Source organism: Kosakonia sp. ML.JS2a (genome assembly GCF_025642095.1).
Taxonomy (GTDB): Bacteria; Pseudomonadota; Gammaproteobacteria; order Enterobacterales; family Enterobacteriaceae.
On record NZ_CP106754.1, the window covers coordinates 1,891,379 to 1,909,073 of the forward strand.

The 17,695-nt window shown below is 43.6% G+C and carries 13 protein-coding genes; 12 read left to right on the plus strand and 1 reads right to left on the minus strand.

What is annotated here, in order from left to right; all coding sequences use genetic code 11:
- Genes N7922_RS09020 through N7922_RS09065 form a run of 10 tightly spaced genes read left to right on the plus strand, consistent with a single transcriptional unit; the run spans position 1 to position 12,631 of the window.
- The gene (locus tag N7922_RS09020) at positions 1-3,084 is read left to right on the plus strand and encodes a glycosyltransferase (RefSeq protein WP_263100204.1); all 3,084 of its coding nucleotides are present in this window, start codon (positions 1-3) and stop codon (positions 3,082-3,084) included.
- Positions 3,081-4,349, plus strand: a complete 1,269-nt coding sequence (locus tag N7922_RS09025) for a hypothetical protein (protein WP_263100205.1) — start codon at positions 3,081-3,083, stop codon at positions 4,347-4,349. The genes N7922_RS09020 and N7922_RS09025 overlap by 4 nt, the downstream gene beginning before the upstream one ends.
- Complete coding sequence (locus tag N7922_RS09030; RefSeq protein ID WP_263100206.1) at positions 4,350-5,168, plus strand: glycosyltransferase family 2 protein; 819 nt, start codon at positions 4,350-4,352, stop codon at positions 5,166-5,168.
- The gene (locus tag N7922_RS09035) at positions 5,161-5,895 is read left to right on the plus strand and encodes an NTP transferase domain-containing protein (protein WP_263100207.1); all 735 of its coding nucleotides are present in this window, start codon (positions 5,161-5,163) and stop codon (positions 5,893-5,895) included. The genes N7922_RS09030 and N7922_RS09035 overlap by 8 nt, the downstream gene beginning before the upstream one ends.
- A 14-nt stretch (positions 5,896-5,909) precedes the next feature.
- Positions 5,910-7,811, plus strand: a complete 1,902-nt coding sequence (locus tag N7922_RS09040; protein WP_263100208.1) for a lysylphosphatidylglycerol synthase transmembrane domain-containing protein — start codon at positions 5,910-5,912, stop codon at positions 7,809-7,811.
- Positions 7,808-8,368, plus strand: coding sequence for an HAD family hydrolase (locus N7922_RS09045; protein WP_263100209.1), 561 nt, complete (start codon positions 7,808-7,810; stop codon positions 8,366-8,368). Before N7922_RS09040 ends, N7922_RS09045 begins: the two co-directional genes overlap by 4 nt.
- Positions 8,358-8,762 (plus strand): GtrA family protein, encoded by a 405-nt coding sequence (locus tag N7922_RS09050; RefSeq protein WP_263100210.1) that lies wholly within the window; start codon positions 8,358-8,360, stop codon positions 8,760-8,762. The genes N7922_RS09045 and N7922_RS09050 overlap by 11 nt, the downstream gene beginning before the upstream one ends.
- Positions 8,762-10,591 (plus strand): hypothetical protein, encoded by a 1,830-nt coding sequence (locus N7922_RS09055; RefSeq protein WP_263100211.1) that lies wholly within the window; start codon positions 8,762-8,764, stop codon positions 10,589-10,591. The genes N7922_RS09050 and N7922_RS09055 overlap by 1 nt, the downstream gene beginning before the upstream one ends.
- Positions 10,592-10,602: 11 nt before the next feature.
- Entirely contained in the window at positions 10,603-11,490 is an 888-nt protein-coding gene (locus N7922_RS09060) for a glycosyltransferase family 2 protein (protein ID WP_263100212.1), read from the plus strand.
- Positions 11,453-12,631, plus strand: coding sequence for a glycosyltransferase family 4 protein (locus N7922_RS09065; protein ID WP_263100214.1), 1,179 nt, complete (start codon positions 11,453-11,455; stop codon positions 12,629-12,631). The genes N7922_RS09060 and N7922_RS09065 overlap by 38 nt, the downstream gene beginning before the upstream one ends.
- 40 nt (positions 12,632-12,671) lie before the next feature.
- On the opposite strand, the gene N7922_RS09070 is transcribed toward N7922_RS09065, so the two are convergent.
- Complete coding sequence (locus tag N7922_RS09070; protein ID WP_263100215.1) at positions 12,672-14,597, minus strand: acyltransferase family protein; 1,926 nt, start codon at positions 14,595-14,597, stop codon at positions 12,672-12,674.
- Between the two features lie 236 nt (positions 14,598-14,833).
- Between N7922_RS09070 and gndA the strand changes: the two genes are divergently transcribed.
- On the plus strand, positions 14,834-16,240 hold the full coding sequence (gene gndA, locus N7922_RS09075) for an NADP-dependent phosphogluconate dehydrogenase (protein ID WP_263100216.1): 1,407 nt from the start codon (positions 14,834-14,836) through the stop codon (positions 16,238-16,240).
- A gap of 264 nt (positions 16,241-16,504) precedes the next feature.
- A complete protein-coding gene (ugd, locus tag N7922_RS09080) occupies positions 16,505-17,671 on the plus strand; it encodes a UDP-glucose 6-dehydrogenase (RefSeq protein ID WP_263100217.1) in 1,167 nt (388 codons plus the stop codon).
- The last annotated feature ends 24 nt before the right edge of the window (positions 17,672-17,695 follow it).

Genomic DNA, 17,695 nt, shown 5'->3' on the forward strand with positions numbered 1-17,695 from the left:
ATGACTGATAATCACAAATATAGCCGGGAACAGCTAGGGAATAGCGAAGATTCGTTATTTGTCGTATCCTCATTTATCAATGATGGTTCTGAAGTGCTGGATATTGGATGTTATGAAGGTGCCCTCGGGAAATATTTAATTTCTGAGAAAGGGTGTGTCGTCGATGGTATTGAATATGAAGACGCAGCAGCTGCTGTAGCGCGTCAATTTTACCGTGATGTCAAAGTTGCCGATCTTAATTCCAATAATATTTTTTCAACGCTTAATACTAAATATGATTGCATTATTTTCGCGGATGTTCTGGAGCACTTATATGATCCAGCGATGGTGCTTAAAAATGCAATGGCTTGTTTGAAAGAGTCCGGTAAAGTCATCATCTCGGTACCAAATATCGGATATCAAGGTGTGATTACTGAGTTAGCTAATGGTGAGTTTTATTATCGACAGACCGGGATTTTGGATAAAACTCATCTGCGCTTTTTTACGCGTAAGAGCCTAAAGAGATTAATAACAAATGCAGGTCTGCACGCTGACATAATTAAAGATATTCGACTCATTAATAATGATTCTGAGTTTTCAGCTAATGTGAACATCAGTAATGCTGGTCGCCTTAATCAACTTATTGACATTTTCCCGGATGTTAATGCCTATCAATTTGTTGCGCAGTGCTCATTTGCAGAGAGTAAAGCTAAAACTGTTGAAAAGAAAGCACAATCGCAGAGCGGAAAGCAGTTTAAATACAGGGCTAAGCTTTACTGGCGCGATCACGATGGGATGTATAGCGATGCCGATAGCATCGAAAAACTGATTCCATATAGTGATCAAAATGCTACTATTAGTCTGGACTTACCGAAAGATCGGACCTTTGAAGAAATAAGAATTGATTTATGTGAAGAGCCGATGTGTTGTTACCTCTTCAATATTACTATCAAATCGCATGCAGATGAAATCCTGCAAGTTATTCCGTTGACGGATATCCAGGCCCAGGATGAGAATACGAAGGTTTGCCAGCTAGATATGGATAAAGCCGTAATCTACTGCTTCCATAACGATCCGGCTTTTACATTTCGTGTAGACAGTTCTAAATTAAAGGGCACCAACGCCAAAGTTGATATTAGTATTGGTGCGTTGAGTAACACGAGTGATATTTCAACCGTCATTGATGACTTAGTCCAGTCGCGCCAGCAGTTACTGGCGTCAACGTCATGGAAGATAACTAAACCATTACGCTTTGGCGTGCGAGTGGTAAAGAAAGTTAAAAGACTGGCGATAAATCTGTTGCGCCAGATAAAAGCGCTAAATCTGCGGGCTGCGCCTTTGCTCGTCGTCCGGACGATCAGGAAAGAAGGGCTTTCTGCGACGCTGCGTAAAATTTTCTTCCGCTTAAAAAGACTAGGCAAAGGAAACATCGAAGTTTCATACGCGGATTTTATCGCGCATGATGAAAAACGAAATCAGTATGAAATAGAAAAAATAGCAAGATCTTTTACTAAGGAAAACAGTCCTCTCATTTCCGTTCTGTTACCCGTCTATAAGAGCGACCTCAAGTTTCTGCAGGAGTGCATTGATTCCGTATTTTCGCAAAGTTATTCCCACTGGGAATTATGCATTTGCGATGATGCATCAAATTCCCCTGAACTGACTCAGTTGCTTAACAAATACGCAACTGACAGTAGGGTAAAGATAATCTGTAACGATAAAAATAGCCATATTTCACATACTACCAATCAGGCGCTTGGGTTGGCTACCGGACAATATATTGTCTTGCTCGATCATGATGATCTGTTGCATACCAATGCGTTGCATTATCTCGCCAAGGCGATTAATGATAACCAGTATCCGGATATTATTTATACGGATGAAGACCATGTCACAACTACAGGTGAACGAAAAGCACCGTTCCTGAAGCCAGACTGGTCACCTGCATTACTGTATAGCCAGAACTATATTGGTCACATTACCTGTATTTCCCGAAATCTGATAAATCAGATTGGTGGATTTACCGTAGGGCTTGAAGGTGCCCAGGATTATGATCTTGTATTGCGCGCTAGCGCTATTGCAGAGAATATTATCCACATTCCACGCATTCTTTATCATTGGCGCGAGCATCCACAATCCACGGCCATGAATGCGGACTCCAAGCCTTATGCCCATGATGCGGGTAAAATGGCGCTGACGAACTATTTTAAAACGGCCTATCCGAATAATTTTATAGAGGTCGCGGATGGAGAGCATTTATTTACCTATGAACCAAAGTTCCGTGTCAACCCAGAGATAAAAATATCATTGATCATACCGATCAGAGATAAAATTAGCCTGCTTGCCGATCTCATTGAGAGCATTAATGCCAAAACAACCTGGACAAATTATGAAATCATCATAATTGATAATGGTTCAGTCGAAGAGCAAACTCACAATTATCTTGCTGAATTAACATCGAAAGGGAACTGTAAGGTTCTGCGGGATGATTCGCCATTTAACTGGTCAAAACTGAATAACAATGGCGCATCCCTCGCTGAGGGCGATGTTTTTATTTTCCTCAACAACGATACGTTGGTTATCACCCCTGGATGGCTTGAAAATCTTGCCTCATGGGCGCTGCTGCCGGATGTCGGTGTTGTTGGACCGCAACTTTTGTATGAAGATGGCACTATCCAGCATGCCGGGGTTGTTGTTGGTATGTTCGGATGGGCAGAACACGTCTTTAAAGGCCAGAGCAATGCGCATCATGTCGGCCCGTTTGTTTCCCCCGCGCTGAACCGAAACGTTCTGGCTCTGACGGGGGCATGTCATGCGATATCTCGTGAAGTATTTACCCGCCTTGGAGGATATGACGAAGAGTTCGAGATCTGTGGCAGCGATATCGAGCTCTGTATCAGGGCATACAATGCGGGTTATCAAAACGTCTATCTGGCTCAGACGAAACTGTTCCATCTTGAATCTAAAAGTCGCAGCAGCTTTGTTCCAGAATGCGATTTTCTACGTTCCAGAATAAAGTACGAGCCATACCGAACAGAAGCTTACGATCCTTTTTATAATATTAATCTCGATAAATTTAATAATAAACCAACGATCAAATTATGATTAACTTTATAGTAAAAAAGTTGTTGTCTAACCGGGTTGTTTACAGGATTGCAAAAAATGCGTATGAATCAAATAAGGCAGCTACATGTAACCCTGCAAATTATGACATACCAGAGATAACGCCATTCAATTTTGTCAAAAGCAATGTTAATACCAGACGTATTAACTTATTTGTTCCCGCATTATCGGAAAAACACGTTTTCGGTGGTATTGCGACAGCGCTACGCTTTTTTGAAGCTATCCGTCATGATTTTCCTCTGGCGCGTATTATTGTTACTGATGAAGTGAGTGTTGAACTCAAAGCAGGGCAGTTCTACTCAGACTGGAAACTCACCGATCTTTCAGGTGCGGATTGTGCGGAAAATTGCATCGTCGTTGCCGGAAATCGCAGTGGTGCTTCACTCAATGTTGCTGAGAATGATTATTTTGTCTCGACTGCATGGTGGACCGCTTATAATACATTCAAAGCGCTTGCATGGCAGAGCGCAATGTTCGGTACACAAGGACGTAAATCAATCTACTTTATTCAGGATTATGAACCGGGATTCTATGCCTGGTCCTCTCGGTTTGCCCTGGCTGATTCAACTTACGCTCATGCGGAACAAACTATTCCTGTCTTTAATACAGCGCTATTGAAAGATTTTTTCATTAATAGCGGCTACGTTTTCAATGAACATTATTTCTTTGAACCACGCATTAACCCTGTGTTATCGGCAGCCTGCGAACAAGCAGCCTCTGTTGATAAAGAAAGGAAAATCCTGGTTTATGGTCGCCCGGGCGTAGAGCGCAACCTCTTTAATATTGTTGTGCTGGCGTTGCGTGCCTGGGCTCAAGCCTATGATAAGGCAGAGCAATGGACCATTGTTTCCGCGGGGGAAAGCCATGCGGATATTGAACTGGGAAGAGGAGTAAAGCTGGAGTCATTGGGTAAATTGACCCTCGATCAATATATTCACCAACTTTCGACCTCGTCAGTTGGATTGTCATTGATGCTTTCACCGCATCCAAGCTATCCTCCGCTCGAAATGGCCAGCTTTGGTATTCGTGTCGTAAGTAATGGTTATGCGAATAAAAAACTGTCAGCCAGAAGCAAAAATATTATAGAACCGGCAAATTTCACGCCTGAATCCATTGCTGAAAGTTTGATAAAACTTTGTGAAGAACATGAGAATGCTTCGACAGTCATTTACGAAGATAATCTGTTTTCAAAAGAAACCGAGTTCAGCTTTGCGAAAAATATCGTTCAAAATATTCTGGGGGAATAAATGGAGTCGGGAAATAAAATCGTACTTTTTATCCCATGTTATAACTGTCAGGATCAAATTTCTCGAGTATTAAACAGTCTTAAAGAAAATGACAACTATAAGAAATTTCATGAGATTCTGGTTATTGACAACAGAAGTACAGACAGCACAGTCGATAGGTCTATTGCGACTGTTCAATCGTTAGGTTTGCCTAATGTAGGAATCTATACTAACAGTCAGAATGTTGGACTTGGCGGAACACATAAAGTAGCGTTTCGACATGCACAACTCACTAACGCAACGCATATTGCGGTACTTCATGGTGACGATCAAGGCAACATTAATGACTTGATCGATATCGTTGATAGCGGTCAGATAAATGATTACGATTGCTGTCTGGGAAGCCGTTTCAGTCGAGCTTCCCGTCTGAAAGGATATGCAAAATTCAGAATATTTGGTAATTATATATTTAACTTTATCTACTCCGTCTGTTCATTCCACGTAGTAAAAGACCTGGGTGCAGGCTTAAATATCTATAAAGTCTCCGCTATTGCGGATTCAAGAATTATCAAGTTTTCTAACGATCTGACGTTCAATTGCTTCCTTCTTTTATTCTCCATCAGTCAAAAACAGAAAATTAAATATTTTCCTGTTGAATGGCGCGAGGATGATCAGATATCAAATGTGAAGTTGTTTTCGCAAGCAACACGCACATTAAAAATCGCGGTCAATTATCTTTTTAGAGGAGTTAATGGATTATTGGCGCTTGGCAATAATACCATTGATTTTGATGATGTAACCCTGCAAGAAAAATTCACATGGAATAAGAAACATGATTAATCTGGTGATACCAATGGCAGGGAGAGGTAGTCGGTTTTCTAAACAAGGTTACACGTTGCCGAAACCTTTAGTTGAACTTGATGGTAAACCTTTTTTTTGGTGGGCTATTGAGTCTGTACGACGTAGCATTGAAATCAGCGAGTTAATCTGTGTTGTTTTAAAAGAGCATGTTGTTGAACATGATATCATTCAGCAGGTTCATCATTTTTATCCGCAAGCTAAGTTTGTTGTTCTGGATAAGGTGACCGATGGGGCTCTGGATACTGCCATGTGTGGCTTAACATTGATTGATAACGACTTCCCGGTTATTTTTAACGATTGCGATCAGGCTTTCGAAATAAAGCACCTACCGTCGTTTATCAGTCAGATGGCGCCTGGCGGTGATGTTATGGCATACCTTTGTAATTTTGAGTCAGACTCGCCGGCGTATTCATACGCGTTGTACGAAAATGAACGATTAGTGAAAACTGCTGAGAAAATCGTTATCAGCAGATTTGCTATTTCTGGCGCTTATATCTTTGCTAATAAGCGTGTGGTCACTGAAAACTATGCTTTATATAAACAAAATTGTAGCTATGATGAAATTTTCATTAGCGGTATTTACAATACATTGTGTGACCAGGGATATACGGTGAAAGGTATTTTGCTGGATAACCATTTGTCTTTCGGTACTCCAGAAGAATTAAAAGAAGCGGAACATAAAAAATTATTCCATAAATGGCTATAAGCAAGGATTAAATAATGATAGCGGTTCTTTATTTCCTGGTTGCAGTATTTTTTCTGATTCTCGGGCATTCTATTCGTGTCAAGCGCTGGAACAATCTTTTACCGGGACGAGATGACACTGCACGCAGCATTCAATTTACATCACTTTCTTTGGGCTATGTTGTAAACTTTTTTGTACCATTGCGCCTTGGTGAGATAGTGCGTGCGGGGGTTTTTTCATATCTGGGGCGGCAGAGCTTTGCATTGTCTTTCGCGTCGGTCTTCTTTGAGCGTGTTTTTGATTTGCTGGTCTGGGGTGCTATCCTGATTTGGTTCAATTCGACCTCAAACCTCAAATTCAATCTGACCGAATCATTGGTGGTGCTGGTCAGTGTATTTCTGTTCTTTGCACTGTGCTCACTTATTGGTTCAAATAAAAATGTAAAGAAAGCACTTAACAGTCTCACTGGCATATTTAACGATGAGATTTCTTATTCGTTGCGACATTTTTTCTGGTGTCTCAATGAAGTCTATATCTGCTTTAGAAAGAACCTTCTTTCTTACATCGTCAATAGCGCATTGATGTGGGCTGCGTACCTGGCCAGTTATCATCTGATTGCCAGATGCACCGGTGCTTCAGCTTCGATGCTCATTTATTCTTTATTTGATACACCGCTCAGTTCAACATTTAATGCACTGCAGGATGTCTATTCCGCGCAGGTCTTTACTGTTCTGACTTTATTCTTTCTTAGTCCGGTTTTGTTTATTTTTGCCTATTATTTAATTAAGAATAAATACAGTTTTGAACCAGGAAAAGTATTGCGTTGGTTTGAGTTTAATAATGATACAGTACCCAACAAACGTGACCTTTTTTATACTGAAGAACAGTATAAAATGTTCCTTGTAAGGAATTTCAGAAACGATGTTGATCTCATCTCTGAGTTTTATAAAAAAGGTATGGGCAATGATGTTATTCTGTATCGCATTTTCCATGGCGGTTCAGATGCGTTAACTGCACTGATTTCTTTTAATAACTCAATGTATGTCAGAAAATTTGCTTCTGAGTTGGGTTCTGGTAAATTACAGGCGCAAAAAAAATGGCTTTGTGAGTACGCCAATGAACTTGTACTGGCAAGCGTAGCAAGTGATAAGAAGCTTGATAATGGCTATATTTATGATATGCCCTACAGCCATACCTCTATTGATTTTTATGAATTCATCCACTCATCATCACTCGATACCTCGTGGGGGTATCTTGCTGAAGTGTTGAATTCCATCAAAGATTTTCATGCCAGAAAAAATACTGGGCTGGCTGATGACTCGATGATTGAGAGTTACATTTCTGCCAAGATGGCTGGTAACTTTAATAATATTAAAAGCTTGTCGTCGATCTTTTTTGATAAGTCGAAAGTTGTTATCAACGGGCGTAATATCGATCTTGATGCTATTTCAGACTGGATTAATGATTCGGCACGCAATCATGATTTCAGATTTAGAGAGACGTCCGTTATTCACGGTGATCTGACTATCGAAAATATTATCATCGATAAGAAACACGAGAATGGTTGGTTTATTATCGACCCTAATATTGGAAACTTTTTCGAGTCGCCCTTGCTGGATTACGCTAAACTGATGCAGTCATTGCATCTTGGTTATGAATCACTAAACCGTTCGATTAACTGTCATGTTGAAAATGACGAGATAACCGTTAGCATTTTCAGATCCTCACAATATGCAGCTATTTACGAAAAATACAAACAATGGATTGTTGAAAACTTTGGTCAGGACTTCCTGAAAGAAGTTATGCTGCATGAAATTATTCATTATACACGACTCGTTCCGTATAAATTCCGTAAGGATAAGGCAACGGGAAATGCATTTACCGCTTGCATGCTGCTGCTCATCGATGAGTATCTGGAGCTTGAGAATACGCTATGATTGAAGCGATATTGAGTGATATGGATGGCACGCTGATCGATACCGAGAAGGCTAACGCGTCCGCATATTGCTATGCCATTGCACAATATGGTGGTGAGATTACCCCTGAAGACTTTCAACATAACTATGCGGGTATGTCGTGGAAGCGATTCTTACCGCAAATACTACCTGACGCTGACAGTGAGATGCATAAAGCAGTGGCTGAACTCAAAAAGAGTAAGTATGCGGATTTTTTCTCACTTACGTCGGTTTACCAGGACGTGCTCGATTTTCTCACACATTCAAAACAGTTTGCGCCTGTTGGCCTTGTGACCACGGCCTCACGGCAGGCGGTAGAGGAACTGCTGCGCTATCACCAACTGGAAGGTTTTTTCGATGTGATTATCAGTGGTGATGATGTGGTTAATGCCAAGCCACATGCCGAACCCTATCTTGCTGCCGCAAATATGCTAGGTGTTAATATTGCTAATTGCATTGCTTTAGAAGATTCTCAAGTCGGGATTGATTCAGCGACTTCCGCCCGGGCCAATGTCTTTATCGTTAAGCATGAAAAGTAAACCTATCCGCTTTATTGTGATTTCAGGAACAGGATGGTCGATTGACTTAGTGACCATGACCATCCTTGTTTATCTGGGACTGGAACCTGTCATCGCCAATCTCTGTAGCGCGACACTTGCAGTAACCTTCGTTTATTGGGTTTCGCGACTTGCCGTGTTCGATAAGAAGGTTGAGCAAAAAGCTTTCGCCGGATATATAGCTTATTGCGCTTATAGTGTTGTCGTTATTGCAGCTTTCTCTGTGTTGATTCAGTATTTAAGCTATTTTTTACACGGAATGTTTGAAAATGTTATATCACTGACCGCATCTGCATTTATAGCAAAGGTTATCGTTACTCCCTTTAATTTGTATATCAATTTTGTGGCTTCAAAATATATCGTTGGAAAAACTTAATGGCGACAGCAAAAATACAGAATAGTGCATATAAAAAAGCGTTGCTTCTTGTAGGATCGCTACTTGTATTGTTCCTCTTGTTCTCACTGAGAAACCTTGACCCGATTCTGTATCCAACAGTCTATGCGGAGGATGCAGTCTGGACAGGGAAAGTTATTGATCACGGTTTCTGGAATACTGCATTCCACACGCGTGTGTTCCCCATCCTTGGTTTTGCTGTTTTTTATAAAATTGCATTAGTCCTGCTTGATTTTTTTTGCAATGGTAATCTTTTCTATCTGCCACTAATATATTTCATTTTATCGAATATCTTTTTTTCGCTGTGTGTGCTGGCTGGATATTTTGCACTCAGGAATTTATTATCCCGAAGTAGCCTTGTATGTCTGTTGCTCGCAATGGTGCTGATGCCAGTGGGATTAGACGGCAACGAAATCTATGGGCGCTTGCTTAATCTTGGTTTTATTTTCCCGGTATTGCAGGTGTTACTGCTTAGCGCATTATTGCTGAATAAGCAATCTATACCCTTGGCCATTGTGGTTATGGTTACGGCGTTGCTATCCTGCCTGACCTTGCCTGTAGGGGTAGGTGTGCAGGTTATTTTTGGTATAGTTTGTGTTTATAACGGCTTTAAAAATAAGTCTCGCTATTTCTACTCGCTGGCGGCATTTAGCGTCGCGATCGTATTGGCGTCCATGATCGCGATATCGGGTAATGCAATCCATGATAGTGGGGGGGCTGATTTTCCTGTCAAAGCATCTGCATTGATTGAGTTTGCCCTGGCGCGAGTATTGTTATACCCCGTGCTTTTTAGCATCTACCACCATCTGAACGACATTGTAGTTATTGCTGTTGTTATTTGCCTGCTGGGTGTTATGTTTTATGCGGCGAAAGGTTTCTTTAATAACGGTAAAATTATTATCGATAAAAGGCTGTTAGCAATTCTGTTCGTTTGGGCTTCGTTCGGTATCTATTATCTTTCTATTGTCGTTATGCGTAGAGGGTTAAGTTCATTATTTTTTGATTATACTGTAACCTTTCCGGATAGATATTTTCTCGGGCTCAATATTCTGTTTGTCGTTGCGTTGTTAATGCTTCTGGATAAAACGGTCTTTGCTAAAATTATATGTGTAATTTTGGTGGCGCCGATGCTGCTTTCAGTTGGCAAAACGTTTGAATTAGGTAAACCTGCTACTAAATTCTCTTCTTCGCCATTGTGGACTGCCGAATATTGCAATTATCTTTTTGCGGAAAAGGACAGTGGAGATGGGTTGCTCGTCTCTATACCACCGGAGAACTGGGTTTTTCATTCAGAATCGTACAGCCTGACAATGGAACAACGGCAGACGTTTCAGCAACGATGCAAATTATCTAACCTGTATTCAATGCCACTGCTGGGAAAACTTGTTCCGCCGGTCCTTGTGCAGCGCAATGCTACCGCTGATATGGGGCAGTTACCTGTACTGGGCGTTGTCTCTGTTCACAATGTTGCGATCACAGCGCTGGAAAATGGTTTTAGCGCCCGGGTGAGTGGTGATGATCCATACATTGTGTTTGGTACTCATAAAACACAAAGTATGCAAGCACATGCTGCCTTCCACTTTTCCGTAGCATCGCCTGTGCCAACCCAGTTTCAGGCTTACTATTTGATGAAAAACGAGCCGGACTACGCTGAACAAAACAGCATTCATTTCCCGGTATTGAAAGGCGAAAATCCACTCTATTTGAACGCCAACGACACGGTTTCTCCCGATTTAATCAGGATCGATTTACCTGACGGCAGACGTGACGAATTCATTTTCACTGGCGTAAAAACGAGTTTAGTTGAGTAAACGTACTGGCTATGATTTCGGCAATTATTATCACTTATCTCCCCGAACGGGAACGTGTGTTATCCCTGGCTGCATGCCTTGCCAGTCAGGTCGATCATGTTTTAATCATTGATAACAGTCCGGCTGATTCACAATTTTCTTTAACTTCATCGCTATCTGAGGTGGTCATTCACCATCTTGGTAGAAATGTTGGTATTGCTCAGGCACAAAATATCGGCATTGCCAAAGCTAAGGAATGGGGATCCCGTGATGTCATTCTTTTCGATCAAGACTCTGTTCCATCGCCAACGCTTGTACAAGACTTGCTGGATGCCAGAGACATCGCGACTCGGGATGGCTTAAACGTTGCTGCTGTGGGACCGGTTCATTTTGATCTTGACTCCGGATCGCCTTCACGCTTTGTTTGTACGAAAGCATTGACATTGAAGCTCGTCACTCCAGATTTTAAATCAGCGTATTTTACCGCCGATTTTATTATTGCCTCCGGTTCTTTGATTAGCATTGAAGCGCTGGATACCATTGGGCTTATGGAAAACGAACTTTTTATCGACTGTGTTGACATTGAGTGGGGTTATCGGGCGCGGGCGAAGGGAAGGGTGTGTGTGGTCGCGCAAGCGGCCAGGATGGACCATAAAATTGGTGACAAACCACTCATTTTGTTTGGCCGGCAGATTACGACCCATTCCCCTATAAGGCACTACTATTTTTTCCGCAATGTTGTCTTGTTACTGAAACGCAAATACATGCCTGTCGGCTGGAAAATGAATGTAAGTGTTAAGTCGCTTGTGCAGGCAATCATTTTTACGTTTTTTTTGTCACCACGCTATACGCATTTCAAATATATAACCAAGGGATTCCTACATGGAATCCTGGGACGTACAGGCCCTTATGAAAGATAACGTATTACTCTATGTTGTAAATGCTGATTGGTATTTTAAATTGCATTGGTTTAACCGCGCTATGGCGAATATCGCGAATGGATATAAAGTCGTTGTTATTTCTTGCTTTGATACACCCGGCCTGAGCAGTGAGTTAGAAAAAAATGGCATTGAATGTCACCATATTAAAATGTCACGTAGTGGTATTAATCCTTTTTTTGAGCTTATGACCCTTTACGCTATCTTAAAGCTGGCGCGTAAAATTCAGCCTGATATTATCCATTCGATTACTGTCAAACCTAATATTTATTCGGGGATTATTGGCCGGATTATTCATCGTCCGGTAGTGAAAAGTGTCACCGGATTGGGTGTTATATTTTCTAATGAGTCACTGTTCTTCAGAACGATCCGTCCTATCGTTACGAACCTGTACAGGATAGCAGGATCTTCGAGACACGGTGCGTTTGTATTTGAAAACAATCATGATCTGATTTTCTTCAAGCGCAACAATATTACTGATTCACAGAGTCTGTATTTCGTGGAAGGTGCTGGCGTAGATCCTAAACGCTTTTTTCCCGTACGGAATGCATTTCAGCAAGACAAGAAACATATTCTCTTTGCTGCAAGGTTACTCAAAGATAAAGGACTTGATACGCTCCTTACCGCTCTGGATGAGCTGTTCATTGGTCGTCAGGACTTTGTGCTCAATATTGCCGGTATCTATGACTCACAGGCGAGGAATGCTTATACTCCGGAGGAGATCGAACAGATAAGCAAACGTGAGTATGTGCACTGGCTCGGACATCGCACCGACATGGAAAATGTCATCGGTGAGTCTGATCTGGTTGTTTTACCCACCCGGTATGGTGAGGGCATTCCGCGGATATTAATCGAAGCGGCATTCTGCGGCGTACCTGTACTGACCACAAATGTTCAGGGCTGTAATGAATTTGTTGAAAATAATATTAACGGGTACCTGGTTACACCTGGTGACGCTAATGAATTGAAGGGCACACTTGCGCATATATTCGAGAATACCGATGAGGCATTGTTATTTGCCGAGCGACTTTATGACAAAGTGCGGTATGATTATTCGGATGAGGCCATTATCAATAAATTTTCAGCTATTTATCGCACCCTGCATCAAGAAATAGAGCATTGATATTAAGACGGGCTAAAATAGTTTTAGCCCGTCTGCATCTTTACTGAAAGGCTTGTGGATTGTCTGCAACAATCTTTTCCCCAATGTATCGTGAACCATTAATATTCAAATGGTGCGTGTCGCGATACATTAGTTTCCCATCTTTTATCATACTGCAGCTCGCCGTATCGCATAGATACTCCCTTTCAGCGAGCAACTCAACGTTTACGTTTTTGCTGGCAATCTCCTGGAGTTCAGGCAGGTATCTCTCCTTTTGTTTATCCGACTCCGCACGCGTAATTACGCAGGTGCTATCGCTAAATGATAACCAGCGGCGCCCTTTGCATTTATCTGGTGTGAAGGGAAAGTCTGCCACATCATCAGTTAAAATGACTTTCTTCCCGGCATCGGTGAAGCGTTTTGCTGTTGCGCCAATCTCTTTTTCAAGCGAACTTCCTGGGGGCGTTTCACCATAACGACCGTGCCAGTACATGGTCAATACCACGGTTTTAATATGTGGGTTACGCAATATTTCTTCGTAAAGTCTCGCAAACTTAGCATTACTCAGGAAGGGGGAACCATCTTCGATATAAAAGGCCACATTTTTATTCTTAAGCGCCTCGGCCATACCAATAAAGAGATGTTCGGCATGGCTGTCGCCCAGCAACACAATATCAATATTGTTGCCTTCTTTTGATTGCATACAACGCGTGTAATTGTTCCATTTCAGCGCTGTCGTAGCGATGCTTTCTGGCGTACAGAGTACAAAATGCGTCGCAATATATTTATGAAATTCATCATGGCCAATATCGCCCGGGTATCCCTGGAGCGTAGCATTCTGACGCTGCGGTAGCCCCTGTCTGAAATAGAGGGTGCAACCGGCAATACTGGTGACGATAAGCACCGCGACAAGACTGAAAATAGCGCGCTGCGAATAACTGGATTTTCTGAATGGCTTTTCAACGATGTGGAATGTCAGCCATGCCAGAAGAAATGCAACAAAGATCAGCGCTATTTTCATGTTTGTTGCCGGATCGCTACCGTTAATAATCCAGGCAAATGAGATTAACGGCCAGTGCCATAGGTACAACGGATAACTGATCAGACCCACAAAGACCATTACACGGGAAGATAAAAATGCCTTACTGATAACGTTTTCAGACTGCGCGAAGATAAGCATGCAGGTTGCTACAACCGGGATTAGCGCATACAGACCGGGGAAATTTTTTGTCTTATCAATAAAATAAAGACCAAAAACGAGCATGCATAACCCGCTGGCAGCCAATAGCGTATCCAGTCTGGTTACTTTTCTGATGCTCCGGCTACCGCTATGAAACCATGCCAGCGCCGCACCGGCCAGCAATTCCCATGCACGCGAGTCCGGCGAGTAATACGCAGCCGATGTGAAACCCTTATGCAAATACCACAACCCGATGAAAAATGAAGCAAACCCGGCAAGGGCTATTGCAGCTATTATATTTTTCTTGTGGCGGGTGCAAACATAAATAACGATTGGCCAAATCAGATAAAACTGCTCTTCAATACCAAGACTCCATAAATGAAGCAGTGGCTTAGTTATGCTGGCGTTATCAAAATAATTTGCTTCCGAGAGCAGCATGAGGTTCTGCGCAAAGAGCGTACTGGCGGCTACATGTTTTCCGAGCTGTCTGTATTCATCGGTCAGCAGGGCAAACCAGCCAAAGACGATACAGGTAATAAGTACCACGGAAAGGGCCGGGAAGATCCTTTTTATACGTCTGGCATAGAAATCAAGGATACTGAAGGTGTTGTTTTTACTTTTATTAAGAATAATGGATGAGATGAGGTAACCGGATATCACGAAAAATATATCGACACCGATGAACCCGCCGGGCACCAGGTGGGGGAAAAAATGATACAACACAACCGAAACAACGGCGATGGCTCGTATTCCATCAATCTCTGGGCGATAACGTATAGAATTATCAGTTTTGCGCGACGACGACATGTATTTGGCTTTAAAGTTATAATGTTGCGTGGATGCTACTATAGCAAGCAATTATTCTCAATTATATGGAACACGAAGGTGATGCCCTTTCATCAGGCAGGGTTGCTGCGTGTTTGCTTTGTGCTTTTCCTGCCAGACACTCTCGTTCATTACGCATTTTTAGGCTAACATACCATTCACTTACGACCCGCCGGATCCGTTGACGGCAGGGTAACCACACCTGACAGGAGTATGTAATGTCCAAGCAACAAATCGGCGTTGTTGGTATGGCCGTGATGGGGCGCAACCTGGCGCTTAACATCGAAAGCCGTGGCTATACCGTTTCCGTTTTCAACCGCTCCCGCGAAAAAACCGAAGAAGTAGTTGCCGAAAACCCAGGCAAAAAGCTGGTTCCTTACTACACCGTTAAAGAATTTGTTGAATCTCTGGAAACCCCGCGTCGCATCCTGCTGATGGTGAAAGCGGGCGAGGGTACCGACAAAGCTATCGAGTCCCTGAAACCTTATCTGGCAAAAGGCGACATCATTATCGATGGCGGCAACACGTTCTTCCAGGACACTATTCGTCGTAACCGCGAACTCTCTGCGGAAGGCTTCAACTTTATCGGCACCGGGGTATCCGGTGGTGAAGAAGGCGCGCTGAAAGGCCCGTCTATCATGCCTGGCGGCCAGAAAGATGCTTACGAACTGGTTGCCCCAATTCTGACTAAAATCGCAGCCGTTGCTGAAGATGGTGAACCGTGCGTGACCTATATCGGTCCGGACGGCGCGGGCCACTATGTAAAAATGGTGCACAACGGCATTGAATACGGTGACATGCAGCTGATTGCCGAAGCGTATGCACTGCTGAAAGGCGGCCTGAATCTCTCCAATGAAGAGCTGGCGAAAACTTTCAGCGAGTGGAACGCTGGTGAGCTGAGCAGCTACCTGATCGACATCACCAAAGATATCTTCACCAAGAAAGATGACGAAGGTAAATACCTGGTTGATGTGATTCTGGATGAAGCAGCAAACAAAGGTACCGGCAAATGGACCAGCCAGAGCTCGCTGGATCTGGGCGAACCGCTGTCGCTGATCACCGAGTCCGTATTCGCACGCTACATCTCCTCGCTGAAAGAGCAGCGTGTTGCGGCATCTAAAGTGTTGTCCGGTCCGCAGGCGAAACCGGCTGGTGACAAAGCTGAATTTATCGAGAAAGTCCGCCGCGCACTGTACCTCGGTAAAATCGTCTCTTATGCGCAGGGTTTCTCCCAACTGCGAGCTGCTTCCGACGAGCACAACTGGGATCTGAACTACGGTGAAATCGCGAAGATTTTCCGTGCTGGCTGCATTATCCGTGCGCAGTTCCTGCAGAAAATCACCGACGCCTATGCGGAGACACCGGCCATTGCTAACTTGTTGTTGGCGCCGTACTTCAAGCAAATTGCTGATGATTACCAGCAAGCGCTGCGTGACGTTGTTGCTTACGCGGTACAGAACGGTATCCCGGTTCCGACTTTCTCTGCAGCCGTCGCTTACTACGACAGCTACCGCTCTGCGGTCCTGCCTGCCAACCTGATTCAGGCGCAGCGTGATTACTTTGGTGCGCATACCTACAAACGCACTGACAAAGATGGCGTGTTCCATACCGAATGGCTGGATTAATCTGATAATCAGTCGCCTGTAAAAGTAAGCCCGGTTACTGCAACCGGGCTTTTTTTTGCGCTGAATCGCCGCTGTTGCGGGAAGTCCTCTTCATTTTGCTCTCTGCTGCCTGCTAAACCGCGCATAAACGCCGCTGTTGCCCGCCGTTTGACGCCTTGACAGTTCCTCAACAGAAGAGGTAAAAACCCCAACAGTTATTGATATTAAGCGGTGGCGGCGGTATCGCCACCTCCGGTTCATACACTCACAAAAGTTGCTTATCGAATGAAAATAACAATCTCCGGAACAGGTTATGTTGGTCTATCGAACGGGATCCTGATCGCGCAGCACCATGAGGTCGTGGCGCTGGATATCGTGAAGGACAAAGTCGATATGCTTAACAAGAAGATTTCTCCCATCGTTGATAAGGAAATCCAGGAGTATTTGCAGAATAAGCCGCTGAACTTCCGTGCAACAACGGACAAGCACGATGCCTATCGCGGCGCGGATTTCGTGATTATCGCTACACCGACGGATTACGATCCGAAAACCAACTACTTCAACACCAGTTCAGTAGAAGCGGTGATCCGCGATGTGCATGAAATCAACCCGCAAGCGGTCATGATCATCAAGTCCACCATTCCGGTCGGCTTTACCGAATCCATCAAAGAAAAGTTGGGTATTGATAACGTTATCTTCTCGCCAGAGTTCCTGCGAGAAGGCAAAGCGCTTTACGACAACCTCTACCCGTCGCGTATCGTGATTGGCGAACGTTCTGAGCGTGCGGAGCGTTTTGCTTCCCTGCTGCAGGAAGGTGCCATCAAGAAAGATATTCAGGTGTTGTTTACCGACTCCACCGAAGCAGAAGCCATTAAATTATTTGCTAACACCTATCTGGCGATGCGTGTGGCCTACTTTAATGAGCTGGACAGCTATGCAGAAAGCCTGGGACTGAACAGCCGCCAGATTATCGAAGGCGTTTGCCTCGACCCGCGTATTGGCAACCACTACAACAACCCGTCCTTTGGTTACGGTGGCTACTGCCTGCCGAAAGACACCAAACAGCTGCTGGCGAACTATCAGTCGGTGCCGAACAACATTATCTCGGCCATTGTGGATGCGAACCGTACGCGCAAAGACTTTGTTGCTGACTCAATTCTTGCCCGCAAACCGAAAGTGGTGGGCGTGTATCGTCTGATTATGAAGAGCGGTTCTGATAACTTCCGCGCCTCTTCTATTCAGGGGATCATGAAGCGCATCAAAGCAAAAGGCGTGCAGGTCATCATTTATGAGCCGGTGATGAAGGAAGATGAATTCTTCCACTCCCGCGTCGTGCGCGATCTGGAAGCATTCAAGCAAGAATCCGATGTGATTATCTCAAACCGCATGGCGAAAGAGCTGGCGGATGTGGAAGAGAAAGTCTACACCCGCGATTTGTTTGGTAATGACTGATACGAAAACGGCCCGTCAGGGCCG